Genomic DNA, 25,698 nt, shown 5'->3' on the forward strand with positions numbered 1-25,698 from the left:
CAATCTTCAAAAATGGTTCGTGGAAATTTTCGCTAAACCCACATAGCTGTTGGATCATTCTTTTTGTGGAGGTCTCTAAGTACCTCGCTACCCAACCTAATACGATCGCATAATACCAATTTTTTATGAGGCTGCATAGAATGCGATCCCCCCTAGCCCCCCTTAACAGGGCGAACGCATCTAAATTTTATGTTAACAGCTTATGGTATCCTGGAGAAGAATTCTTAACTACCTAAAAAACATTTAATTAGAGTTTATCATTATGAAACTCAAACCTAAAATTACCATTGCCGACCATTTTGCCGACTTAGAAGATCAAGCAAGTTGAGCGGACGAAACGCCATCAATTAATTGATATTATTACTATCTCAATTTGTGCCGTGATTTGTGGTGCTGACACATGGGTGGATATCGAGAGTTACGGTCGCTCTAAATACGAATGGTTAAAGAAGATTTTAGAATTACCGAATGGCATACCATCACATGACACAATTGCAAGAGTATTTTCTCGTCTCAAACCGGAGCAGTTTCAGAAATGTTTTTTGAACTGGATTCAATCTATTAGCTGCTTCAATCCAGGAGAGGTAATCGCAATTGATGGCAAAACTCTTCGCCATTCTTACGATCGGGAGGAGATAAAAAAGCGATTCATATGGTAAGTGCTTGGGCGACCAGTCAAAGATTAGTTTTAGGGCAAGTTAAAGTTGACAAAAAATCCAATGAAATCACAGCAATTCCGGCTTTACTCAAAGTATTAGAATTAAACGGAAGCATTGTCACCATTGATGCGATGGGCTGTCAGAGGTTAATTGTGAAGTCAATTGTCGAACAGGGAGGAGACTACGTTATCACCTTAAAAAAGAACCAGCCATCCCTGTATGCCAGAGTAGAGGAGTTGTTTAAATAAGCAATTAGAAAAGGATTTTCTGGCTTTACATATACAGTTTATTCGCCCAAAAAAGAGAATAATTACGATCGCTCAGAAATCCGAAATCACAACCATGTTAAGTGAAATCAAAGAGCTGATTGATCCAGACAATCAATGGGAGAAACTTCAGAGTATAGGTATGATAGAATCGGTGCGAATAGTGAAGGGAAAAACCACTATTGAAATTCGTTATTACATTAGTAGTTTACCAAATAATGCTCTCTCATCTTGGTGAATCAGTACGCAGCCATTGGGGAATCGAAAATTCTTTACATTGGGTACTAGATGTGGGTTTTCGTGAAGATGATTGTCGGATCATAAAAGATAATGCTCCGCAAAATTTTTCTATTCTTAGACATATCTCTCTCAATCTTTTGAATCAAGAAAAAACCTCAAAAACTGGAGCAAAGAACAAGCGACTTTGAGCCGGGTGGGATGATGAGTATTTGACTAAAATCCTCGCTGTTTCAGTCAACTAAATTCTCACGAACAACTCATTGCTAACTATTATACAACTTGTAAACAGTAGTTGTAAGCTTTTTATTGTCTCAAAAATGGCAGCAAGTAAAAATTATCATTAATCAGTTCCTCTTTTCTCTTAAAAGTCATTACAAAGTGTGTCTATAGCTTCTAACAATGGTGAATTTATCTTAAAATATACTCACCACCGATGAACAGTGTTCAATAAGATGCGTTCCCCCTGGCAGTTGAATGAGGTCATGGGGAATTGGGAATTGGTAATATTGTTTGACGCGCTACTTATAGCGCTCTCGGTGCGCAGTGCGCACCCAACCCTGTCAAGGTGTCTGTAGAGCTTGGTTTTTAGTACGTAAAATCCTTGAAATTCCGTAGTTTGTAAGTGTGTATTGCCCGAACGATGATTAGTGCGATCAATTTATTTACATCATCCTAGTGGCAGACTTCGGTAATCACCTGTTAAAAAAAGCAGATTTAACGATCGCATCCTTCGAGATTTCAAGGGTTTGAGGCACTAAAAACCAAGCTCAGCACACACCTTGACAGGGCTGGCAGTGCGCACCCTACATATAGAGGACTGTTTCTGTGATGTAGGGCGGATAACTTTTATGATTTTAGATTGATAAATTTACCAATTACTTCGCGCAATTTTTCAGCATCAAAGGGCTTAGTTAAATACTCTGTCGCTCCCGCCAAACGCCCTTGTACCTTATCAAATGCTCCATCTCGCGCTGTCAGCATCACGATCGGCAAATTATGAAATTGAGGTAAGCTGCGCACGGTGCGGCAGAGTTCCAATCCGTCAATACCAGGCATGGAAACATCGAGCAACAAAACCGAAATTTGTTCGTGATAAATAGTTGACAAAGCATCCACTGCATTGTCTGTCACGAGAACTCGAAACTCTTTGCTTAAGGCTTGTTTGACCAGTCCTTGCATGACGACGCTATCATCAACGGCCAAAATGGTTGGTACTTGACTGCTACTTGCAGACATATTCTTCTCCCTGTTTATTAATAGTTGTTGAAAATACAAAACATAATTGCCGCCGTCATTTTTTGAGAGTTGCCTCTGCGAAATAATTGCCAACTCCGTTGGAGTGCTACTAGAAACCTCACCGCTGTTTTTTTGACCTCAAACTCTAAAAAATGGATTAGGAAAGGAGTCGATCGGCGATTATAAGCAAAATGTGCATCCGAACGTAGAAACCCTCGACGGTGGAGTTTGACCAACTATTGTTACAAAGTTTAACATTTTGGCAATCTTTTGTAGTTGATCTCCTAAATGTAGTTGATCTACCTGCGGCACAGCTCGGTAAACTGCCGTGGTATTGTGACACAAACCAATTATTTTAATCTACCAGTAAGCCAGCTACCCACGATTAGATAAGTCTGTTAAGATACTATTAAATTGATTAAAAAATTCTATGTAAGCGATCGCCATATATTCTTGAAAGGTGCTTCCTCCCCACCGAGGCTCTTAGATTCACCCAGCCGGATGTATCAAAAGCATAGTCAACTGGAAGTATAATTTATACAGTCTTAGATCTGCGGTGCTCTAACTGCTATAACTCAAAAGTTTCGATGTCAGTCAAGATGTTAGTCGGAGTTCGGCGCAAGCAGCCTGCGCGGGACTTGCGCCCACAGTCTCCCAGCACAAAATTCATAGCTTGTTTTTCCAGGGAAGTATTGAGAAGGGCGGTTGCCAGCAACTAGATGGGAAGTTATAGATGATGAAAGCACCCTTGCCTCTTGGTAAAAAAGTGTTCGAGTTCCATAACATCGACTTGTATCAGCTTCTCGGCTCGGATCCAGAGGCTTGCTTTGACGATTTGGTAGGCTTGGCGGCTCAGATCAGCCACACTCCTATGGCTTTCTTGAGCTTGATTGACGGTAACCGCCACTGGTTGAAGTCGCAGCTAGGTATCGATCGAACTTTGGGCCACCGTTACCTAAATTTTTGCGATCGCGCGATCAACCAAACTGCCGAAGAGTTAGCCGTCGGCTCAAACTCGGAATTTGACCGGGCAATTCCCCCACAAAAACCGCCAGTTGCTCCTTATTCAGCGATCGCACCCCCTGCAAATTCCTTCAAGGAACTACCCGCCGCCATTGTCCGAGACGCTTCCACAGACGTGGGATTTGTCGAGCATCCGCTCACCGTTTCCTACCCCTTTGTGAAATTTTACGCCGGCATCCCAGTCGTCACCTCAGACGGGCAGATGCTAGGAGTGCTATCCGTCATGGACTCCGTGCCGAGAGACTTGACAAAAAAAACGATAGATGCTATGGAAACTTTAACTCGGCAAGTTGCGATTTTGGTGGAGCTGCGCTGGCAATTAGTCAAAGCCCAGAAAGAGACAGCAGAGGTAGAAGATATCACCTCGGACAGGCAGCAAATCTCGGAGTTAGTTCGATACCGCGACTCCCCCTGTGCCGCACAGACGCCACAGAGCGGCACGAGAAGATACCGGACAAAAAAGCTCCCGACCATCGGGGAAACCGACAAATCTCAATATTTGCGGGAAACTTCAGGGCGCATCGGGGGCGATCGCGATACCAAACAAATCCCAGAAATCTTTGCCGGAGCACGGGACAGCTCTGATCGCCAACCAACGGCAGCCTCGCTACAGGAGCGATCGCGCTTGGGAACCCTGCAAGCTAAAGTCGGTGCAGCCCTCGGACAAGGGGGGAAAATATCTGCCATCCTCAACCGCTGCACCGAGGCAATGGTAGATTACCTCGACGCCGCAGGGGCGAGCATCTGGACGTTCAACCCGCAGACAGAGCGGTTAGAATTGCAGGCGGCTTCAGGACTCAGCAGCCAAGAGTGGGAACGGCAAATAGAAGATTGGGTGCGCTCAGAACCGGGAAAACTCCAAACGGCTCCTGTGTGCCTAATGTCGAACCCGTCTCTCTGGGCGATTGCCTATCCGCTGATTGTGGAGGAGCGGCTGGTGGGAGTGATGGCTCTATGCAGTAGCGCTTCGGTAAGCGAGGGGGCGCTAGAAGTTCTGGGCTGCATGGCTAACGCCATCGCCGTGGCGATCGATCGCGTCAAGGCCCGAGAAGAATTGTTGAGCCGCCGGGAAGGCCTGCTCTTCGGTCTCGCCAGCCAGATGCGGAATTCCCTCGACCTCGACAAAATTTTAGATACGGCTGTCAACGAAATTCGCAGCTTGTTGCAGGTTGACCAGTGCTACTTTTTGTGGTACTCCATCTCGCGAGACGGGCAGCCAAACTTTGCGATGACCCACGAGGCGGCAAATCCCGAACTGAAAGAGCGCCTCACAGAATACCCGATGGAACAAGTAACGCTGCTGGCCGAGAAAATTCGCGATCGCCAAACGCTGCGGATCGAGTACGCTGCAACAGCACCCTGCATAGAACCGCCCACGCGAGCTTTTTTAACTGGTGTCGGAATTGTTTCTAAGCTGCTGCTGCCGCTCAAGACTCACTCCGGTCAAATGGGGGCGATAGTTTGCAACCATTACAGCAGCCACCGTTCCTGGGCGACGAGCGAAGTGGAATTGCTGCAAGCGGTGGTGGATCAACTGGCGATCGCGATCGACCAAGCCGAACTTTACGCCCAAACCCGCGCGGCAGCCTTAGCCGCCCAAACTCAAGCCCGCCAACTGACGGAAACTTTGCAGCAGTTGCAGCAGAAAGAAGCTCAGCTCATCCAAAACGAAAAAATGTCCTCTCTCGGTCTAATGGTCGCCGGCGTCGCCCACGAAATTAACAATCCGGTTAATTTTATTTACGGCAACTTGACTTATTGCAAGCAGTACATGAAAAATCTGCTGGATTTGCTGCACTTGTATCAACAGCACTACCCCGATCCTTGCCAGGAAATTCTCGACAAAAGCGAAGAAATCGATGTTGATTTCATAGTGCCAGATTTGCTGAAAATTCTGTGTTCAATAGAGATGGGAGCCGAACGCATCCGCCAAATTGTCCTGTCTCTGCGGAACTTCGCGCGGCACGACGAAGCCGAGATGAAGCCGGTGGACATTCACGAAGGGATTGACAGCACGCTGCTGATTTTGCACAGTCGCTTGAAGTCAAACGGGCTAATACCGGGAATTGAGTTAATTAAAGACTACGGTGACTTGCCGAAGGTAGAGTGCTATCCCGGACAGCTCAACCAAGTATTTATGAATATTTTGGGGAATGCGATCGACTCTTTGGAAAATCAGCCCGCACCCAAGACGATCGAAATCTCGACGGCGGTGGTGAGCCGATACTCGGAGGCTGCTGAGTCAGGAAAGTCGATCGGTCAACTTGTGGTGATTCGGATTCGCGACAGCGGGCCGGGATTGGCCGAAAAAGCTAAAGGCCACTTGTTTGACCCTTTCTTTACCACTAAACCTGTGGGTAAGGGTACGGGACTCGGTTTGTCTATCAGCTACCAGATTGTGGTGGAAAAACACGGCGGCAGTTTGAAGTGTATCTCGAAACCCGGACAGGGAGCGGAGTTCTGGATTGAAATCCCGCTGGTTCGACCCGTTATGGTGAAAGAATAAACTGGCGGGCGATCGGTTGCAAAAAGATTTTTTAAACTTTATTGTCAAAGTGCTTGACAGATTCCGGTGTGTGAGTGCTAATATGATGAAGGTTAAGACGTTGGGGCGTCGCCAAGTGGTAAGGCAGCTGGTTTTGGTCCAGCCATTCAGAGGTTCGAATCCTTTCGCCCCAGTTATATGATTCTTGCAATTGTTTTTTCAATTGTTGATGAAAGAAAACCGGGCGGTTAGAAACCGCGTCTACACAGGCAAAACCCGCCTCCGCGGGTTGAAGAGTGGGCGGTTAAAATTGCGCTATCATCTCTTACGATCGCAAATTAAATAATTTACACAAGTTTGTGGGATGGGCGTCCCGCCCGTCCATAAAGAACGGGCGGGACGCCCATCCCACAAGAATCATCAAATTGTAAGTTATTTAATTCTCATTCCTTAGTCCGCAGAGGCGGACATCGTTTGTATAGACGCGGTTTCAACCGCCGTCTGCATCCAAGCTACGAACCAATTTTATTATGGTTGTTTGATCGCACCGGGCCCGCGAGTATTTAGTCGATCGAACACGTATCGGGAAATTGCCGGAAAGGCTGTTTCGTCCTTGGAATAAGCCGGATCGTCGGCAAAAACAGCTAAGATATAAATCGCGCGATCGTCCAAAGTCCTGACAAATGCAACTTCGCTGCGGGATTTGGAAGTATAGCCAACCTTGGAACCAAAATAAATATTACTTGGTAAAGACTCGCCCAGAAATCCTTTGATCGAGTTACTAGGGTCATTTTTCCATGCCTTGGGGTCTAAATCTCTCGTCAGCAAGTAAGCCATTTTGCGGCTGGCGATGCTGGAAACAGCTTGCCTAGTATAGATTTCATATATTAATCTGGCGGCTTGATCGCTAGTTACTTGATTGCGAATCGGCTGAGAATCATCGCCCCGCAATTGCAAATCGCGACCGACTGGGCCTTCTTGCCTTAAATAGTATATGGGATAATTTTTGGTGCTTATACGAATATCATTGTAGCCTGCTGACTGGAAAAATGTGTTAATTTGCCTGCGCTTTTGCAGCCATGTTTGCAACTCTTCTCCTGCGAGCCGTCCGCCGGATTTTGTATCAGTGAGTTTGTCTAAAATCCTGCTAGCGGCATCGTTGTTGGAGATGCCAATCATTTGTTCTAGGTCGTTTTTAAACGCAGATTCTTTTTGGGTAATCATGCCTTTTTCTATGGCTGAGTAAAAGGCTGCCATCCAAAATAACTTGGCAACGCTAGCAGGAAATCTGAGAGTTTGATTTTGATATCCGGCGAAGCTGTGATTTTGAGGATTGCTGACATCAAATAAGCTAATTGATAGCTTGTCTGCGGGCAATCCTTTGCTGGTTGCAATTTTCACAGCTTCATCAACAATCCCTTGCAATTCTTGAGAATAAACTGGATTGGGAGGTGTTTTGATGTTGTAGGTGAAGGTAGGATCGCTTTGACTATCGACTACATTTTGGGGTGTTTGAATTGTCGGTGGCGAGATAGCCTCTTGAGGCAAGATGACGGGTGGTTCTGCGGGGCGGCGAGTTCTGAAGGGCATTGTGAGTATCCAAAAGAACGCGATCGCCCCGGCAATTAAACACAAAATGTTGCGGTATTTGAGCCGAGACAATTTTGCCTTCAGTCGGCGTTGAGATGGGACTGGACGATCGCTGATTTGAGATCGAGATGCGACTGGGCGATCGCTGATTTGCCGTCGCAGCGCGACTGGACGATCGCTGATTTGAGATCGAGATGCGACTGGGCGATCTCTGATTTGCCGTCGCAGCGCGACTGGACGATCGCTGATTTGAGAGCGAGATGCGACTGGGCGATCTCTGATTTGAGAGCGAGATGCGACTGGACGATCGCTGATTTGCCGTCGCAGCGCGACTGGACGATCGCTGGTTTGGCGACGAGATTGGATTAGAGCTCTTACATAAATCTTTGATTGATCGATCAACCGCAGATACAAGGCAGACAAACCCAGATCAACCCAGATAAATTTAATAATTGAGAGCGACTTTTGCCAAAGGTCTATTGCACGTCGGATCTGGATTGGGCGTCGGGACTGGACTGGGCGATCGCTGGTTTGGCGTCGGGATGGGACTGGACGCTCGCTGGTTTGGCGTCGGGGCTGGATGGGGCGTTGGGGCCCGATTGGGCGGCGTCGGCGGTCTACTTGCATTACAGTGTTGTGGTATCAAACTCGCACGATCAGTTTATAATAGGGCGGCGTCCAATTGACAAGAGTGTCGATCGAGTCCGCTATCGTCAATTTAATCTGCCTGCTAGGCTGATTGACAGTTCTAATAATTGTAAAGGTTTCACGATAGCACTCAGTTGAAGCAAAATCCTTAGAAAAACATGAGAAATTTTGGGAATCTGGCTGTTTTGGGATTTGTGATCGCCATTGTGAATAATTCTTTGATACCTGATGTTTGGGCATTTCAGTCTCCACCTGCTGTCACTGTTGTCGATCGACAAACAAAAGCACAGGGCGCGGATGTAGTGGCTGAGTTGACCAGAGAAAGCGAAAATCGGGAAACAATAAACAAGCAAACTGTGTCCAGTTTTCCGAGTCTGTTTTGGGAAATCAACAATTTACCTAAAATTTCCTATTCCCAATGGCTCGAAGTGCTGGCGAGACGACCAGACTCAGACAATACTGCGAGAGAAACCGCTGCACAACCCGAAGATATAGCACGTTTTGATCAGATTGTACAGTATGCAAAACAGCAAAATTTGCCCGATCGCGCGATCGGACAAATCATCCAGGCGATCGGCGATAATTTCCTAGGAAAGCCCTACGCCGAGGGTTTGCTGGACAAATCCGGCGCAGAAAAGTTGATTATTACCTTAAATAAATTTGATTGTGTTTTATTTGTAGAGACAGTTTTGGCTATTTCGCGAGGCGTAGCCGTCAAAGATTACGACTATCAAAACTTTGTAAATCGCATAGAACAACAGCGGTATGTAAACGGTAAAATAAACGGTTATTGCAGCCGCTTGCACTATTTTTCCGAATGGATTAACGACAATCAAAAACGGCAAACCGTAGAAAATATTACCACTCAATTGGGCGGAGTGCCGATGAATAAAACATTAAATTTCATGAGCCAGCACCGCAGCAGTTACCCGCAAATGGTAAAAGACGAAGCAACTTATCAGTGCATAGTCAACCAAGAAGCAGACTTAGCCAAAACTACGGTTAATTACATCCCGACAAATCGGATCAAAAGTGTGTATTCTCAGTTAAAACCTGGGGATATTGTGGCGGTAGCCACGGATGTTAAAGGATTGGATGTCACCCACACGGGTTTTGTGTACCGCAATGCAGACGGGAATCTGGGCTTAATTCATGCTTCGCCGGCTGGGGCTGTGACAGTTGCTTACGACTTGCAAAGATATATTAGCAGAGTCGAAAGCGCGATCGGCATTGTAGTCGCTAGGGCGATCGATCCCAGATAAAGATACGTGAGGTTATCAAAATAAATGACTAAAGTCCTTACTACAAACCTGTTATCACAAAAAGAAATTGCCTTCCTAACAATCGAATTTGTTAGATTTTTTGGTGTTTTTTCATGATTTTATGCTTCAGACAAACCACCAAAACCAGTCCATAATACATCCCAAGATATACCAAACAAAATCCTCTGCAAGCCAAGCCACTACCGATAAATAGACTCCCGAATAATGTAGCCCCAATCCATTGCAAAAAAGGAGGATGCCACAGTTGGCTAAATTCAATTGCGGAGTTACAAATCAAAACTCCCCATTCTTTTAACAAGTGATTACCAATAAACTACGTTTATTGGTAATCACTTACCCTGAGACATTGGTGAATTGACAAAACGTGAGAACCTACCCACCATCAGCCTTTACCTTAGATGTGAATTCAAGTAATTGCCTCTTGCTTCAGAAAGGGAGATGATTTCAGGCTTTGGATCGATCGGCATTTCATCCTGATTTCATAATTGCGTGCAATTCTAGAGAAGTCAACCAATTTGGAGTATCTCAGGTAGCAACATTTTCTTTGGGTACTCTATCTCTGTAACCGTTAAGGGAGGGTACGAAGTTAATAAGCTTGAGACACTATTAAGCCTCTAAGTTTGAAGTTATGAGGCTAAGTCAAGTGATTTTATCGCCTGAAACCCTGATCTCTATTTACCCCCTGAACAGTTACCAATGAAGTGAGTGTTACTCAACTTCTTTGCAAAGATAGGATTTTCATTTCTTCTATTTAAAATCATTGCTTTTAGCAGATTCCAAAACGTTTGTTCCACCGCTGTTCAAAACTATGTAATTCTGTTCCACTACTATGCTGCTGACGCAATGATTCTAAGTGAAGTCATCATCCTTTAAACCACTATTCACGATTTCATCTAGTAAACGACATGGACAATACTTTCATTGCAACTTATTTTGATTGGGATCACCGGACTCCACGCAAACGCCATCGTTTGGCTAATCGGGTATTGAATAAATTTCGCTTGAACGGTCAAGTTATTCCAAAAACGCCTGGAATGGCAAGTGTAGAAGCTCGAATGAATATTTTTCATTTTGCGAGCCAAACAGCAGTATACAAAGTAGATGGTGATGTTGTCGAAGTGGGTTGTAATGCCGGCGAAAGCTCCATTGTGATCCAAAAAATTCTGAATGAGTATGCGCCGGAGAAACAATTTCATGTGTTTGACAGCTTTGAAGGGCTTCCAACACTACAAGAAGACGATATTAAAGATGGAATATACGCTCAAGGTTCGATGACAGCTAAACTCGACAGATTCAAAAAGAATTTTTCCGATGTTGGACTGGAGCTACCACATATTCATAAAGGATGGTTCGAGGATACTGTTCCTTCATGTCTTCCAGATCGGATAAGCTTTGCGATTGTGGACGGCGATCTATATAGCTCTACTAAATATGTACTGCCCTATGTGTACGAGCGTCTAACGCCAGGAGCTATTTGCTTATTTGGCATTTATTATGATGACAAGGTGTTTTCACGTCCATATACTGCTGGGCCATTCAAATCGCCTGGTGTAAAACGTGCTTGTGACGAGTTTTTTGAAGACAAGCCTGAAAAAGTCTCTGTACTCTATGCTTGTGAGTATTCCAACGGCTATTTTCGCAAGCTGTAGAGAGAGAGCAGTTTTATAGGAATAATAATCGGGTGTTTCTATCCTGAGAGTGTTTGATCGCTTTCCTGAATAGAGCGATCCTCGGAATTTGTCGATCGGCAATAAATCTTGTTGATTGCCGATCGCCAACACCTATAATGACGCAAATCCGTCCATTGCACTCCTGAGCGGGCTCGGTGCTTGTGGCACACATTAGACGACTTAAAAATAAAGGACGAAACTCCTTACCACAAACCAGATTAATTGATAATTTCGTTGCGAGACACCTTACTCTTTCTAGCAGGATTTGCCGTTAATTCCGCCGGTGAGGCTTGAACAGTTCCCCAATCATTCAAAAAGCTTTTCAGCAAAACCTCTTGCTGAGTGCGAAATCCCTCGACATTGACCCCTCTATTCATAATTACAAACCATACTGTTTCCTGTTTTTTAGTTGGCAGCGCTCCGCCCAAAGCGCTAACATTATCCAAGGTGCCAGATTTGATTACTGCTAATTTTGGCAGCGGTCGTTCTGAGAGGATTCCTTCATCTTTTCCAACTATAGTTAAGACATCGGCAACTGTCATATTGTAAGGTTTAAGATAGCCTTCTAAAGCTATAAATAACGCGCAAGCAGCCCTCGGAGAAATACGGTTATCTTCGCTCAATCCCGAACCGTTGACGAGTTGAATTTCGGCGGGAGGAACTCCAGTTGCTGCTGCTGCTTTTTCTGCGACTATTTTCGCGCCGCCGACACTATCAGCGAGCATATCTGCCATGAGATTGTTGCTGTACTGATTCATTTTTTTGATCAGTTCGGCGAGGGGCAAAGAATAATGTTTTACTAAAGGCAGGCTGGTGGGAAGTGCTGGCACAACTTTGACAGTACCATCAATTACTATTTGAGGTTTTGGGGTATTTGGAGCTAGTGTTTGATACTGGGCGGCGGCTTCGCTCGGCCAGTTTTGACTGTTGAATGCTTGTTTTAGCAATTCTCCTGATTTGAGGGGATTTAATTCAAAATTCATGTAAAATTTATCGACAATTATCAAATTGCCAGTGATGCGCTTGATACCTTTTTGATTTAAGGTGTTACCGAGGGCGATCGCCTCTTCCCAAACAAACAACGGATCTTCACTACCCTGAACAATCAAATCGCCTGTTAATACGCCGTCTTTGATTGTGCCGTCGGTACTAATTAAGGTAATAAATTGATGTTCCGGCCCGAATTCTTGCAGGGCTACCAGAGATGTGGCGACTTTGGTAATGGATGCGGCTGACAGAGGAACTGTACCTTGATGGTTGGCTAGCAAAGTATTGCCCGATTGCATCCAGATTCCTTGGTCTTCTTTGGCAGAACCTTGGGCTGTCAATCCGTTGAGATATTGCTGGATTTTGGTATTTGTGGCGGTTTCGGGATTGTTGACAGAGACTGTTAAGGGCTGACTTGGTTTAACCGGCGGCGGGGAAGATTCGGCTATAGGAGAGGGAGTTGCAAGTTGGGCTGATTCGGTAGCGGCGCATCCGGTGATAATTGTGAGAATGGCGATCGAACTTACAGCAGTCAAGTAGCGGTTTTTCAACATTACCTTAATTTTTTCCATCAAATTTACCATCATCTGTCGGCACGCCCGATGGAAAGTTTAGCATTAGCTGCGCGTCTTCCTTCTCCGATCTTGCTTCGCGCACTTCGCGTCTTCTTGCTTTCGTTAAATAGATATCTGGAAATGCTTCGGGATTTGATATTCAGCGCCTGGGGCCTTCACCCCAGGCCGGGCAAATTCTCGATCGACTGGTTTATCCAGCCATACTCCCCATACTTAGCGGCACCATTTCTCCGTGCATCGTCAGGCCTAATAACATCGACTCATTAACTCGGATCGTTTCTCCTGTAAGCGCGCAGCGTTCCTCCTGCTGTGCTGTGGCATTAATACTGGCTCGAATATCCTCTCGGCAAAACATCTGGCGATACTCTCCAGACTTCTGCTGGACGTAATTCCAGAGCAAATCTCGAATCAAAGCTTGATAGCCTTGATTCCCCGCGAGCTCTTTGAGTCTCTCCTTGAGCTCTTTTTCTAGTCGAATGCTGGTGACTTCCATTTCGGTGGTTGAGGTTCTAGGTAAGGTATGCATTATTTTTCTCCGTGACAGGTGGACATACGTGTAATATCAGTGTAGTATGTTTAAAGCTAGATTTAAAGGTCTCCGATCGCTTTGTGCCTACTGTGACATTTCTCTCCACCAATTCCACCTATCAACCGCAGCGCGATCGCCCTTGGGGTTGCAGCGACTCGTCACGGCACGTTTTGATGGTGGGTTTGGTCACCACAGCAACCTTCTGGGCGGGCGATCGTCTAAATAAACCCGGTTATAGTGGATTAAGACAAAATGCAGAAATTAATTACAACCAGGTAGACCGGGACGGTCTGGGAGTGGCACAGCCACAAAAAGATACGCGAAGCGGGAGGTACAGCTAAAAAAACTGTACCGACACAGGATGAAAATTTGCATGAAAGCAGTTTTTTTGGCCCCCGCTTCTGTCGTAACAGAAACGGGGGCATTTGATTGGATATTTGAGCAATTTGGAAAGGCTTGGGGAACTCGCAAAAACTAGGTGTAGCCAATGCTAGCGAAACGAAAATCCCAAATCAAAAATCTAAAATTCAAAATCTAAAATCCAAATGAGGAGGAGCAAGCCGTGATCATAGCAACTGATGTATTGAGGCAATCTGTAGTTGTATTTTCTCAAAATTACTTACCGATGAGCCGTGTCAATATCAAACGGGCGATCGTACTTTTGGTAACAGGCAAGGCTGAACCTCTGGATTTTAGCATCGGCAATGGCTATCTGGTGCGATCGCCCAGCACCAGCATCCATGTACCCGAACAAATCCGCTTGACTTTTGGTAACAGGGAGCGCGTTTGGAAAGTGCCACCGGTTAATCGCCGGGAAGTGCTGCGCCGCGACGCCCATGCTTGCCAATACTGTGGCAGCAATCGGCATTTGACGTTGGATCATGTGATGCCTCGATCGAAGGGCGGGCCGCACACTTGGGACAACGTGGTGACTGCTTGCGAAGGGTGCAACTCTCGTAAGGGCGATCGAACTCCCATAGAAGCTCAAATGTCTCTGCGAACTAAGCCGAAGGCTCCTATGCACCCCACTGTTGTTTTTGCCGAAATGTTTTGGCAAGAATACCAAATTGGTCATTAGTCATTGGTCATTGGTCATTGGTCATTGGTCATTGGTCATTAGTTAATCAAAAACAACTGACAACTAACAATTGTATTTCGCGATCGCATTTGTCACCCCAGAAACCAGGTTTCTTAATACATTGCTCGTGGATTGTCCCAAAACTCGTATAAACCCGATTTTTCACTGCCCATGCCTAATATGCGAACCAATGACCAATGACTAATGACCAATGACTGATGACTGATGATTAAGAGGGCGGGTTTTGCCATTTTTCTATTCATTTGTATCATATATTTTTAGCTAAACCCGCCCCTACGAAATGCTAATAACCAATGACCAATGACCAATGACCAATGACCAATGACTAATGACCAATGACCAATGACCAATGACTAATGACTAATGACTAATTTCAAATTTTCAATTTCAAATTTAGGGCTGTCAATATGCTGAAGTTGACTTATACTGAAACGGGCTTTAACCTGGAGCGTTTGGCTCAATCTCCCGAACAGTTAGTGGCGCTGCGAGTTGTGCTGGCTATGCGAGTTGGTCAAAGCATCAGCGTCGAACCGAGCACTGCGGCATTTTTGCTGCCGGCGAATTTGCCGGCGCTGTCTCTGTTGGAATCTGAGGCCCGCCGAAATGACAGCGAGGCGATCGATCTTTGTGTTGCTGATGCTGATTTTGTGGAAGTGACTCTGCGCGGTACGTGGATTGGAGGCGCGTCAGAGGGCGCTGATGGGGTGTTTGCGACTGTTTTGGGCGATCGGGCAGAACTGTTGTTGCTCAAACTCTGGCTCGAAACTCAGGCTGCTGCTGAGGTTGTCGGGGAAGTCGGCGATTAATATCTGATGAACAAGGAAAAAAAGAGGGAAGAGGGAAGAGGCTTGAAGGAAATATTTTCTTCATCTGGGCCTTTTCCACTCTTCCCATTCTCCCCCTCGGAAGCATCTCAGTTTTGATGTTGATTGCGCCCCAAAATATTATTTGGATGGCTTGACGGGCTTCACAACATAGTCAGAAGGCTTAACAGGAACTTTGCCTTGTTTCGCCATAGCTTTGTAAATCATGGCTGCTACTTCCCCGCGAGTTGCTATTTTGTTTGGCTGCAAAAGTGTAGGATTGGGATGGTTGACAACAATGCCAGCTTTTGTTGCTGCTGCTAATTTGTCAACTGCCCATTTCGGAACTTTTTTCCTGTCTGTATAAACTTGTAAAATCTTGCTGGTATTTTTTTCTTGTTTCAGGTTTAAACCGCTAGCTAATGCTACGATGACTTCGACACGGGGAACGTCTTTTGTGGGACGGAATTCATTGTTGGGATATCCTTTAAGAAATCCTTTTTGTACGCTGCCATCGATCGCACTGGCGGCAGGGTTCTTGTCTTTCACGTCTTCAAAATTAATCGTTTTTCGGCTCGGTTCTTTGTCGGACATTCGCTCAATTAAGCGCGCTAGTTCGGCTCGCGTCATCGGTTCGTCAGGCCGAAACTTGTTGTCGGTGACATCAGTAAAGATTTTGCGATCGACTAAAGCGACAATAAAGGGACGCGCCCAATATTTTTCAGGAACATCGGACAATTTAACGGCGCCAACCTTTGGTTTAGCTGCTTTCGGTTTGATAATGACTGGAGGGACAGTCGATCGCGCAATTGGCGTTTCGGGAACCACGATCGTCCCCAGAAGAGGAAATACTGGTAAAACCGGCCCGATAGGTGCGACAGGGGCGATATCCGGTTGCGAGGGAACGATCGTGGTAGCGGGCGATCGCATATCCGAACTCGGCGACACAGGCGTTAATATTTTCAGACTGTCGGGCGCAGCAGCAGGTTGAGAAAAAACCGCTGGAAATTGCCAACTTCTGGCATTCAATCGATCGGGATTTCTGCCCGTTACCCAAAAGAAAATTGCTCCCATCGTGCCGAAAGCAACCAAGATCGCAATCAATTCATCAAAACCTAGAGGGTTTCTTTGCTTTAACGGGGGTTGTGGAGAAGACATACTTGTCACCTACTATCAATGAAGCAATTAAATCACATATTTTTTGAGTCTGGCGAAGGCAGAGACCGCTACCATCAACTATTCCAAAGTTCTCGCCGTCAATACTTGCGGCGGTGTGGCATCGGGAGGATAGATAAAATCAACTTTTATCGAGATCGGTTGCTGATGCAAGGCAATCAATCTCTTTCATCAGCGCCTTCTGCCGCTTCCGAAAGAGCGACTCCGACTCGGTTGACGAGAACTCCTGCCGCTACCAAAGCTTGGCTGGCGTTTGTTTTGATTGGGACGTGCCTGCTGCGATCGCCTCAAATCGCTGCCTCCGTAACCCGAACCAGTCGATCGATTGGCATTTGGCGGTGCTGGGCGTCTTACTGGCACGTTCGATGTGGGCGATCGCAAGCGGCCCGTCGTCCTTAAAACTTGACGGTTTCTCACAGCCGGAGGCGGGGCTTGGTAGCGAGTTTGATATTGCGAGACAGCTTGGCCGTAAGTATTGCCGTACCCGCCATATCCGCTCATAATTACCCCAGGCTGATAGAGTGGCGGCACGTAATATCGCGGTGTAAATAACAAACTGCCGATCGCCTGACCTGCCAAAGCCCCTGCAAACGGCGCCCAGAAGCCTGATTGCTGCCGAACTACCACCGTTTGTGGCTGACCTGTTTGAGGATTGTTAACAGTTTCAGTAACGTTGTGAACGTACTCTATTTTAAAATCTTCTGTCAAATGCAAGCTCGCTTTATTGTTATCCAGACTTAGATAACTTTTCTTGCCTGCCGAGATTTCTTCCTCCGTCAAGCGAGCCATTTGCAAATCGGTAGTACGGTAAACAGGGGTACTGCCGGGGGGAGTATTCAGCAACATCAAACTGTACTCGCCATCACTATCGTCGTAGGTAGCTTGCTGTACGGGATATTGACCTTGACTCAACTTATTGTTATTGTTTGGTGCAGCACCCACCGTGTTAATATTCCGATTTGCAGCCGGAGTTTCAGGCTGATTCACAGGAGATTGCGCGCTAGGAGAACCGCAGGCAGTTGCCGTCCACAATAATGTTAAAGCCATTAAATAAATTGTCAGTTTTCGCAGCATAATAAATAATAATTGGTCATTGGTCATTGGTCATTGGTCATTGGTCATTATTACCCAATACGGTTCAGTTAAGCCCGATCCCCCCTAGCCCCCCTTACAAAGCGGGGAACAAGAAGTTGCTCAAAGTCCCCCTTTTTAAGGGGGATGCGAGGGGGATCTCCGGGGAATAAACAGCGCTAACTGAAGCGTATTTAATTATCAACAACTTCCTCCACACACGATCGCACTTTGGACTCAAATCCTGATTTATTCACAGTTTAAAGACTAAAGCACTCACTACAAACCTTTTTTAGTTAAAATTTTTCTCATTATTAAAGGGGAATGAGTTCTGGAAAATTGACCAAAACTTGGTCGTTGGTAAGTTCGTCTCCCAACTGTGCGGGAGAAAAGTGAACTTGCACAGCTCGCAGCCTTTCTTGGTAATGTAAATTAATTAATGCTTTTAAGCCGACTTTCAGGGTGCTGATGTCAGCAAGGTCAGTTTCTAGAGCCGGAACTTCGCCTTCATAGGCGACTGTCAGCATCACCACCACATTTCTAGTTACTGGCAAAGACAAGGGGGAATTTTTATCGTAAACAGATGTACTATGTTGAGGCTCGCTCAGATAGCGATCCGCTGAATCCGTAAAAAGTTCATCTACATAATCGCCTGCTTCGCCTTCATCCCAAAAAACATCGCCGACATTGGCCGCTGCTTGCCAGTAGTTGTCATACTGCAACAGGTGATTGCAAATTTCAACCAGCCCTTCTCCTAACACTTCTAAATCGCCATCGGCATCAATTGCTTCTCTGGCGGTGCGGTTGAGAACTCCTAACAGCGGTGCAACTTCTTCGCCTGTTAGCTGAACGAATATGCGGCAAACTGCTAATCGAGTTTTACCTGTAAATTGATTGAATCGATCGCGCCAAGCATTCATAAAAAACTATAGTTGTAAATCTGTAGGGCTATATTTCCAACAATAGCAGGCGATTTGAACTCTTGCCGTCTAACCTCAGATTGAGATCGACGGTATTTTGAGCGATCGATTCCTCTTTAACAGTTGACAGTTGACAGTTGACAGTTGACAGCGAAGTTTTTAGGCTGGGGCTTAAATCCCCTGCCTAAAAACAATCCACCTAAAGGTGGGGGCTTGAATCCCCTGTGCTTTGGTGATTATTTGCTGTGCTTCACGATCGCAATCACAGCAAAGCAAATTGTGTCGATAATTTAAAATCAAAAAACCTCCAATCTGGCAAAATTGGAGGCTTGCTGAGCGAATACTTTGGTTTGAGATAACTATTTGACGATCGCACTTTCGGCTTGTTCGATCGCAATTTCCGAACTCAACTCGGCAACTTGCTCGATCGACAAATCCAGCTCGCCGCCCGGAGCTTCTGGATGTTCGCGAACGCCTGCAACCGCATCTGCTGGCTCAGTTACACCTGCATCTGCCGGATCTTCAAAAATTTCAAAATTATCGCTCATCGCAGCGCAAGCAGCAGAGGCGCGCTGACCGGCGCGATAGCTCATGTAAGCCGCACCGCCACCCAAAACCCCCAAACCCAGAAAACCAAGAGCTGTTGTTTTGTAAGATTTCCACGGATTAATTTGATCAGAGCCACCGGAACCTAGCAGCGTTGTCGCAGAACCAGATTTCGTCGCCCCAGATTTGTTGTAGGAATAGGGGAAAGCAGATGCAGCATCACCTATGGCAATGCTGCTGGCGATCGCCACGATGGAAGCAATGCCAACTAACACTTGAAACTTCTTCATGGTGTTCTGGATTTTGTAAAGGATCATTAAAAAATAAATGGTAACAGCTCTTTACAAATCTATCAACAGGCGATCGCCGCCCAAATCACAGATTGATCGCAACTGCCAACGCTCGCCCGATCTCAATAAAAATTTTAAATTACCAAATTACCAGGCTGAAACTATTGTGATGCAAGCGTTTTGGCTAAAAGATTGGTATAATTGAAAGTCAGGTGAGCCAATATTTCGATCGCACTCATATCAAAAAAATTGAGGTGAAATAGCAGAAATTTTAATACAGCGTGGCAAACACTTGATGACAAACTACATTTAAGGCTACTTTTGAAAAGACTTCGTTATTGGAAAACTTTTTATTTTTATGACAGACAGCGGGAATCAAGGCATTGAGCGAGATCCTCATCGATTGTTGGTCACAGGCGGGGCTGGATTTATCGGCTCCAATTTTGTGCATCACTGGTGCAGCAGCTATCCCAATTCACGAGTAGTCGTACTAGACGCTTTAACCTACGCCGGCAACCGACAAACCCTGGCAAGTTTGGAAGGAGGAGAAAATTTTCGGTTTGTCCAAGGCGATATCTGCGATCGAGCTCTAGTCGATACCTTGCTCAAAGCAGAAAACATCAACACAGTCGCCCACTTTGCCGCAGAATCCCACGTTGACAGGTCAATTATCGGGCCTGCCGCCTTCGTTCAAACCAACGTTGTCGGCACCTTCACACTCCTAGAAGCCTTCCGCAAGCATTGGGAAGCCATTGATGATTCGTCTGTCAAAGCACAAATGCGCTTCCTCCACGTTTCCACCGACGAAGTTTACGGCAGTCTCGGCCCCGACGACCCAGCATTTACCGAAACAACCGCCTACTCCCCCAACAGTCCCTACTCAGCCTCCAAAGCCGGCAGCGACCACCTCGCCCGCGCCTATTTCCACACCTACGGCCTCCCCACAATTATCACCAACTGTTCCAACAATTACGGGCCCTATCACTTCCCCGAAAAATTGATTCCATTAATGTGCATCAATATGCTATTGGGCAAACCGCTGCCAGTATACGGCGACGGTCAAAACGTGCGAGATTGGCTGTTCGTGCTCGACCACTGCCGCGCCTTAGATGCCGTGATCAACCGCGGACAGCCTGGGGAAACCTATAATGTTGGCGGCAACAACGAGGTAAAAAATCTCGATTTAGTCAAAATGCTCTGTCAGTTAATGGACGAATTAGCCCCAGATTTACCCGCGCGTCCTTGCGAACAACTGATCTCATTTGTCAAAGATCGAGCTGGGCACGATCGGCGTTACGCTATTGATGCCAACAAAATTAAAACAGAGTTGGGCTGGACTCCCTCAGTCACAGTTGAAGAAGGTTTGCGACAGACCGTGGAATGGTACTTAGCCCATCGCGAGTGGTGGGAACCCCTACTTTCCGAGGAATATCAAACTTATTACAGCAAAATATACGCTAATTAGTCAGTTTCGTGCGATCGCACGCCAGCGTGTAAATCATTAACCGGGTTTTTCAACTCTTATCCAGGTCTTGAACCAAGCATTTTAGTTAAAAAACCCGGTTTCCGCGTAAATCCTGATTTAATTAAGTGCATTTTATATCATAAATATTCACCATTGTCAATCTTTGTGAAGATTTAGTTAACAGTCATCCCAAACGCACAAATTTAAGTGGTTGTGGCTGATAATTTCAATAGAGCGATCAAATTAAACATTTTAGAAGCTTTTAGTAAACACAGAAAGCAGCAATGACCGAAATCAACTGGCTCAAACAAGTCCAAGAACCTAAATACTGGCTGTTAGGCATCGCCTCCGGTTTGATTGCCCTCCACCTGACTCTGACTTCCAGAACCAACGACACTGACCTGTTCGGCACAATGTTACTGTTTTGGGGAGTCGTAGCATTTCTGATTTGGGAAAGGCACGAATCCTTAACCTTTGAAAGCGGAATTTTCGCCAGCTTCTTTGGGGCATCGTTAATTGCTTTCATCTTGCTCAAAAGTTCTTCGATACCTGCGGGATACGACTTTTTTATCAGACTTTCGCCCTTCTTGACAGGAGTAAGTCTGGCGTTGCTAGCTTCCGGCACAAAAGGGCTGAAACAATACTGGCAGGAACTGCTAATTCTTGCCTACACAGCCATTCCTCCCGGATTGATCGGAGTATTCGTTGACGTAGCCCAATTAACAGCAAAATTTTCTGCTTTCATCCTGCACTACTTAGGATTTGAAGTGATACGGAAAGGAGTATTTCTCATCCTAGAAAAAGGCAGCGTGGAAGTGTATCACGGCTGTTCTGGCGTGAATGCAATTCTACAATTATTAGGATTAGCCCTGGTTTTCATGCTGATGTTTCCGACAACTTTAGGTCAAAAGATTGTAGTACCAATCGTGGCAATAATTACTGCATTTGTAGTGAATGCCGCGCGAGTCGCTCTCATGGCTGTGCTGGTATCGCTATCTCAACCCGCAGCATTTAAATACTGGCACGAAGGAAATGGTTCGGTAGTATTTTCGATGATTGCTGTCTTCATTTTCGGGTTATTCTGCTGGTTTGCAATTTTGAAAGACGAACCGCCCACTAAGGAAAAACAAAATTGCTAATGGCTATTACCTATTGGAAACCAGTTAGGATTTCTCTTTTGGCTATTACTTTTGCAGGGGTTTTGTTAGTCGCCGGAAAGTTCACCTTATATCCTTCGACTGGAAATCAGGCTGCCACCCAGTTTGAATTTCCAGAGTCAGTACCTCTAGCAGAGTGGAAACTACAAAAGAGCACCCCACTCAAAATTAGCGATACTTCAGAAGTCAAAGCTGCCAGAAAGTATGAATATCAAAAAAGTAGCATTGCTTTAGAAATAGAGATGCGCTATGCGGTAAACACCATCGGGGATGTGGAAAGTATGATGAAGGGACATACTATTCTCAAGTCGTCTCCTGGTAAACTAGCATTAGCAAAGACTCAAGGCGCGGGGTTTCACGGAATTTTGCAACAGCAAAATCGACTGTATTTGAGTTCGTGTATCAATCCTCGTGGCGGTGCTACAGTCACTGCCGAACAGTTTAGATACAATCGCAATACTCGCGATTGGCAGCCAAACCGCATTCTGTTTTGGCTGTTGGGTAGGGGTAATATTCAAGACCGGCGATGTTTGTGGGCTCAGATGTCTGTACCTTTGGATAAAACAACTCCAGAAGATGCCCAAAAAATTCTAGAAAATGCTTGGGTTTCTTGGTATGGGTGGTGGCAACCACGATTTCCCGAACCTTAAGTGAAGTCAAGAGAGATTTTTTGTAACCACAATTGTGATTATTTATGAATGACGTACAAGGCGAGCAAGGTTTTTCGATCTACAGGCTGCGTTGGATTGGCTACGGTCTATTAATTCTATCTTTATTAGATACGATCGCAGTTCTGATACCAGCAAATTTTGGGAATCGCGTCTGGGAATTGCAGACGATTGGCGCTGTGGTGGAACGGGTGCCAGTTCCTCTATTGGCAATGGCGCTGATATTTTTTGGAGAAGGATATGACCGCAGAAGCTTGGAAAACGTTTTTTTGAAGGTTTTGTCTTGGGTGTGTCTGCTGCTGGCGGTGGTTTTTCTGTTGATGATGCCTTTGGGAATTTTTGGCACTATCTACGTGAACAACCAAAATGACAAGCAAATTACTGCTCAAGCCAACCAACAATTAGCTCAGTTGCAGCAGGTAGAAGAAAAGTTAAATAAGGGTACTCCTGAAGATTTAAAGAATTTGGCAGGGGAACTTAGCCGTTTGGGGGTACCAGCGGATACCCAAAACCCGCAGGAATTGAAAAGCCAAATTCTTTCGAGAATTACTCCGGCTAAGGAACGGTTGCAGTCTCAAAGCGCCACGGTTCAGTCAAGTCAGCGCTTGGGGTTATTCAAAAATGCTGTTAAGTGGCTGCTGGGCGCGTTGATTTCTAGTGTTTTGTTTTTCACAATCTGGCGCGGTACTGATTGGGCTCGTTAAGTAAGTATTGGTGTCAAATTATGCCTGAAACCATTGAATAATTTCGCTTTAATCTGAGTCTAGATCCCCCTAAATCCCCATGAATAAGGGGGACTTTGATCGGAATTCTTGTCCCCACCTTTTTTTAAGGGTGGTTAGGGGAATCTGTCTTAACCCAAGCGTATTGTATTATTTTAAGCAACTGGGTTTCTGCATTCATATACTGTACATGGGGAGCATTGGCAAGTCTTTTTCGAGACGCTCAATAGCTTGAATGCCTGTCAGTTAATTCAGGATCTGTCAAAAAATCTTGGGCTGTGACAACCATATATGGTGCTAGTATTTTATGGCGATCGGCAATTTAGCAATTTCTGTGAAAAATAGCTTGAGTGGTGGCGGTTATGTTAGCGAACTGCTGTACTCATAACTTTCTTTTGATAAATCTTGTGTCTGCTGCAATTTGTGTACTAGAAATTGCACAAAATCGAGCACTTCCTGCTGTTTGTCTGTCGAAAGCATCCGCAGATTATCTAATAATATTTTTTCGATATCGAGTGTTTGTGTCATTGATTTTTACCTGCACATCGATCGTGTTTTTGTACGGGTATTTGTAGGGCGCGTACTGCACACTTTACCTGTTCTATATCAAATTTGCACTGTCAGCAGGCGAAGATCGCTTTTTAAGTGCCACGAGTAAGATGTTTGAGTCAGATGGTGCGCCGAAATTGAGTAAGAAAAAGAAATTCGGATGCGAATCACAAAGGCGTTGACATACATGAGCAATTTGCGGTATTTTGTTCATATGATGTATTGTACTGCATCTGCAACACAATCATAAGTCAACCCTATATCTACAAGGTATACTGGAGTCAAAAGTTATGAGAATCAAAGGCCAAGACTCAATAATCGAAATAATAGCTGCGTGTAAGGTAAAGCCAAGTGAGAGTCTTGAGAGCGAAGAAATTGAATTTAAACAGTATAGAGATATTCAAGCACTCCATAATGCTAAAGATTTAGCTGATGAATTTTCAGCCTTATCCAATTGTCGCGGTGGAATTATCATTGTTGGAATTAAAGACAGTTCTAACGTAGTCGATCAAAATTGGCTCAGTCAACTTGTTGGTTTTGAACATGGAGACATTATTGAAATTGAGCAGCGTCTAAAAGGAAAGCTAAAACCTTCTCTGGAGATGTGTGTTGAATATTTACAGTTTGAAAGTAAGTTTTATTTAATTATTCATGTCCCACATCGACGAGATTCTTTGATAACTACATCAAGTGGCAAGGTTTACATTAGAGATGGTAGATCAAGCCGTCCTATGGAGCCTGATGAAATTAGGGAAGCCGTCACCAATTTACAAAATTATGATTGGAGTGCAGATTTATTAGATTTAAATGTGATTACTTGCTTAGAGCCTGTTGCGTTGGATCAAGCTTATAAAGATTATTGTATTAGGAAAGAATATACTGTAGAATCTCAGCCCGATAAAGATGCTTTTTTAGAGGCAATTGGAGCAACAAATAACGGTTGTCTCACAAAAGCTGGATTGTTGTTTCTGGGAAAATCGGATTTAATTAGAGAATGGCTCGGTGCTTATGAATATAGATTTAGTTGCAAAACCCGATCTGGAAAGCTACTTATAAACAAAGTATGGGAAGGATGTGTTTGGAGCTCTATAAAATTAGCAAATGACTACTTTTATGTCTGTAATGACAATCAAGAAATTAAATTCAAAGACAAGATTTACAATGTACCAATTCTTGATAAATTTGCATTTCATGAGGCTTTTATTAATTCTATTGTCCATAGAGATTATTCGATAGACGGAATGATATCTGTTGATTTTGATTTAGCAAAAATGACTATTACTAATCCAGGTAATTTCTATGGTGGAGTTACGTCAGAAAACATTGTGTTCCATCAACCGAGGCATCGAAATAAAGCTTTGGCTAAGCTCATGATGCAGTTTCAGCTTGTTGACAGGGCTGGAATGGGTGTTAAGAGAATGGGTCTAGGTTCTTTAATATATGGGAGAGAATTTCCGAAATTTGAAGAATCGTTTCATTGCGTAGAGGTTGGTATGCAAGCTGAATCAGTTTTACCAGGAATATTTGTGTTAGTGCAAATTAATCCTAATGCCTATGGATTGATCGATTTGATTTTAATCAATAGTCTGTATAGGAAAGGAGCAATCTCTGTTAATGAAGCTCAGAAAAGAATTCGTTCTATTTCAACAAATCCTTGGATAGATTTAAAGGAGTCGGTTGAGAGAGTAGAACAAATTGAATTTTGTGGAAGTAAAGATGGAGTTTATATAAGAGTTAATCCTAAATGGAATGATTTTTTTGATACAAGAAAAGTTTTTTCAGTGACAACAACATCAACAAAACACGTTAGACTATACGATTATTTAATGGAATTTGAAGAGGCATCAAATGATGATATAACTACTCTTCTGGAACACAAGAACTCTACTTATACAAGTAAGTTTTTAAAAGATGCAAAATATGTTTATCGTACTGGTATTTCAAGAAACTCACGTTGGTTACTCAGAAATGATGGAGGTGAAAAATAAAATTTGTAATGGTGGCTGCTCTTATTTCGGTATGTATCAATTTTTCCCGACAG

Annotated in this window: 22 protein-coding genes, 1 tRNA gene and 1 pseudogene; 13 read left to right on the forward strand and 11 right to left on the reverse strand. The window is 44.7% G+C overall.

Annotated features, from left to right (window positions below; all coding sequences use genetic code 11):
• The first annotated feature begins 262 nt into the window (after nt 1-262).
• A pseudogene (locus QUB66_RS16050) lies at nt 263-1,353 on the forward strand (ISAs1 family transposase).
• 658 nt (nt 1,354-2,011) lie between these two features.
• Here QUB66_RS16050 and QUB66_RS16055 read toward each other — a convergent pair.
• Nucleotides 2,012-2,401, reverse strand: coding sequence for a response regulator (locus QUB66_RS16055; protein ID WP_265233970.1), 390 nt, complete (start codon nt 2,399-2,401; stop codon nt 2,012-2,014).
• A gap of 733 nt (nt 2,402-3,134) precedes the next feature.
• On the opposite strand from QUB66_RS16055, the gene QUB66_RS16060 reads away from it, so the two are divergent.
• Both QUB66_RS16060 and QUB66_RS16065 read left to right on the forward strand, forming a co-directional pair.
• A complete protein-coding gene (locus QUB66_RS16060) occupies nt 3,135-5,930 on the forward strand; it encodes a GAF domain-containing protein (protein WP_332968692.1) in 2,796 nt (931 codons plus the stop codon).
• 101 nt (nt 5,931-6,031) lie between these two features.
• A tRNA-Gln gene (locus tag QUB66_RS16065) sits at nt 6,032-6,103 on the forward strand.
• A 334-nt stretch (nt 6,104-6,437) separates the two neighbouring features.
• On the opposite strand, the gene QUB66_RS16070 is transcribed toward QUB66_RS16065, so the two are convergent.
• Nucleotides 6,438-8,126: a serine hydrolase gene (locus QUB66_RS16070; RefSeq protein ID WP_332971253.1), complete on the reverse strand. Its 1,689-nt coding sequence runs from the start codon at nt 8,124-8,126 to the stop codon at nt 6,438-6,440.
• Nucleotides 8,127-8,305: 179 nt separating this feature from the next.
• Here QUB66_RS16070 and QUB66_RS16075 point away from each other — a divergent pair, with 179 nt between their 5' ends.
• A complete protein-coding gene (locus tag QUB66_RS16075; protein ID WP_332968694.1) occupies nt 8,306-9,409 on the forward strand; it encodes an N-acetylmuramoyl-L-alanine amidase-like domain-containing protein in 1,104 nt (367 codons plus the stop codon).
• A gap of 91 nt (nt 9,410-9,500) precedes the next feature.
• On the opposite strand, the gene QUB66_RS16080 is transcribed toward QUB66_RS16075, so the two are convergent.
• The gene (locus tag QUB66_RS16080) at nt 9,501-9,728 is read right to left on the reverse strand and encodes a DUF2809 domain-containing protein (RefSeq protein ID WP_332968697.1); all 228 of its coding nucleotides are present in this window, start codon (nt 9,726-9,728) and stop codon (nt 9,501-9,503) included.
• Between the two features lie 607 nt (nt 9,729-10,335).
• Between QUB66_RS16080 and QUB66_RS16085 the strand changes: the two genes are divergently transcribed.
• A complete protein-coding gene (locus tag QUB66_RS16085) occupies nt 10,336-11,079 on the forward strand; it encodes a TylF/MycF/NovP-related O-methyltransferase (protein WP_332968698.1) in 744 nt (247 codons plus the stop codon).
• Between the two features lie 239 nt (nt 11,080-11,318).
• On the opposite strand, the gene QUB66_RS16090 is transcribed toward QUB66_RS16085, so the two are convergent.
• Together QUB66_RS16090 and QUB66_RS16095 are read right to left on the reverse strand one after the other, a co-directional pair.
• Nucleotides 11,319-12,659 carry a D-alanyl-D-alanine carboxypeptidase gene (locus QUB66_RS16090; RefSeq protein ID WP_332968700.1) on the reverse strand — a complete coding sequence of 447 codons (1,341 nt, stop codon included), beginning with the start codon at nt 12,657-12,659 and terminating at the stop codon, nt 11,319-11,321.
• 193 nt (nt 12,660-12,852) lie between these two features.
• On the reverse strand, nt 12,853-13,188 hold the full coding sequence (locus tag QUB66_RS16095; protein WP_265233975.1) for a ribbon-helix-helix domain-containing protein: 336 nt from the start codon (nt 13,186-13,188) through the stop codon (nt 12,853-12,855).
• 83 nt (nt 13,189-13,271) lie between these two features.
• Here QUB66_RS16095 and QUB66_RS16100 point away from each other — a divergent pair, with 83 nt between their 5' ends.
• From QUB66_RS16100 to QUB66_RS16110, 3 genes are all read left to right on the forward strand, one after another.
• A complete protein-coding gene (locus QUB66_RS16100; protein ID WP_265233976.1) occupies nt 13,272-13,532 on the forward strand; it encodes a hypothetical protein in 261 nt (86 codons plus the stop codon).
• Between the two features lie 221 nt (nt 13,533-13,753).
• A complete protein-coding gene (locus tag QUB66_RS16105) occupies nt 13,754-14,269 on the forward strand; it encodes an HNH endonuclease (RefSeq protein ID WP_265233977.1) in 516 nt (171 codons plus the stop codon).
• Nucleotides 14,270-14,697: 428 nt separating this feature from the next.
• Nucleotides 14,698-15,096: an alr0857 family protein gene (locus QUB66_RS16110; protein WP_265233978.1), complete on the forward strand. Its 399-nt coding sequence runs from the start codon at nt 14,698-14,700 to the stop codon at nt 15,094-15,096.
• 138 nt (nt 15,097-15,234) lie between these two features.
• Here QUB66_RS16110 and QUB66_RS16115 read toward each other — a convergent pair whose 3' ends face one another.
• From QUB66_RS16115 to QUB66_RS16135, 5 genes are all read right to left on the reverse strand, one after another.
• Entirely contained in the window at nt 15,235-16,251 is a 1,017-nt protein-coding gene (locus QUB66_RS16115; RefSeq protein WP_265233979.1) for an S-layer homology domain-containing protein, read from the reverse strand.
• Nucleotides 16,252-16,329: 78 nt separating this feature from the next.
• Complete coding sequence (locus tag QUB66_RS16120; RefSeq protein ID WP_321161531.1) at nt 16,330-16,431, reverse strand: DUF3370 family protein; 102 nt, start codon at nt 16,429-16,431, stop codon at nt 16,330-16,332.
• 9 nt (nt 16,432-16,440) lie between these two features.
• Nucleotides 16,441-17,343 (reverse strand): hypothetical protein, encoded by a 903-nt coding sequence (locus tag QUB66_RS16125; protein WP_265234027.1) that lies wholly within the window; start codon nt 17,341-17,343, stop codon nt 16,441-16,443.
• Between the two features lie 311 nt (nt 17,344-17,654).
• Nucleotides 17,655-18,260: a DUF1517 domain-containing protein gene (locus tag QUB66_RS16130; protein WP_332968707.1), complete on the reverse strand. Its 606-nt coding sequence runs from the start codon at nt 18,258-18,260 to the stop codon at nt 17,655-17,657.
• A gap of 359 nt (nt 18,261-18,619) precedes the next feature.
• Nucleotides 18,620-19,096 (reverse strand): hypothetical protein, encoded by a 477-nt coding sequence (locus tag QUB66_RS16135; protein ID WP_332968708.1) that lies wholly within the window; start codon nt 19,094-19,096, stop codon nt 18,620-18,622.
• A gap of 358 nt (nt 19,097-19,454) precedes the next feature.
• Here QUB66_RS16135 and rfbB point away from each other — a divergent pair, with 358 nt between their 5' ends.
• The 4 genes from rfbB (at nt 19,455) to hpsJ-A (ending at nt 23,090) form a co-directional block, all read left to right on the forward strand.
• Nucleotides 19,455-20,561, forward strand: coding sequence for a dTDP-glucose 4,6-dehydratase (gene rfbB, locus QUB66_RS16140; RefSeq protein ID WP_332968709.1), 1,107 nt, complete (start codon nt 19,455-19,457; stop codon nt 20,559-20,561).
• 284 nt (nt 20,562-20,845) lie between these two features.
• Nucleotides 20,846-21,700, forward strand: a complete 855-nt coding sequence (gene crtA, locus QUB66_RS16145) for a cyanoexosortase A (RefSeq protein ID WP_332968711.1) — start codon at nt 20,846-20,848, stop codon at nt 21,698-21,700.
• Nucleotides 21,700-22,368: a cyanoexosortase A system-associated protein gene (locus QUB66_RS16150; protein WP_332968713.1), complete on the forward strand. Its 669-nt coding sequence runs from the start codon at nt 21,700-21,702 to the stop codon at nt 22,366-22,368. Before crtA ends, QUB66_RS16150 begins: the two co-directional genes overlap by 1 nt.
• Before the next feature lie 44 nt (nt 22,369-22,412).
• A complete protein-coding gene (gene hpsJ-A / locus QUB66_RS16155) occupies nt 22,413-23,090 on the forward strand; it encodes an HpsJ-like protein, cyanoexosortase A-associated (protein ID WP_265233985.1) in 678 nt (225 codons plus the stop codon).
• A 378-nt stretch (nt 23,091-23,468) separates the two neighbouring features.
• On the opposite strand, the gene QUB66_RS16160 is transcribed toward hpsJ-A, so the two are convergent.
• A complete protein-coding gene (locus QUB66_RS16160) occupies nt 23,469-23,636 on the reverse strand; it encodes a DUF2281 domain-containing protein (protein ID WP_265233986.1) in 168 nt (55 codons plus the stop codon).
• Nucleotides 23,637-23,947: 311 nt separating this feature from the next.
• Between QUB66_RS16160 and QUB66_RS16165 the strand changes: the two genes are divergently transcribed.
• On the forward strand, nt 23,948-25,645 hold the full coding sequence (locus tag QUB66_RS16165) for an RNA-binding domain-containing protein (protein ID WP_332968717.1): 1,698 nt from the start codon (nt 23,948-23,950) through the stop codon (nt 25,643-25,645).
• Nucleotides 25,646-25,698 lie beyond the last annotated feature (53 nt).

The organism is Microcoleus sp. A2-C3 (assembly GCF_036706065.1).
Classification (GTDB): Bacteria; Cyanobacteriota; Cyanobacteriia; order Cyanobacteriales; family Microcoleaceae; genus Microcoleus.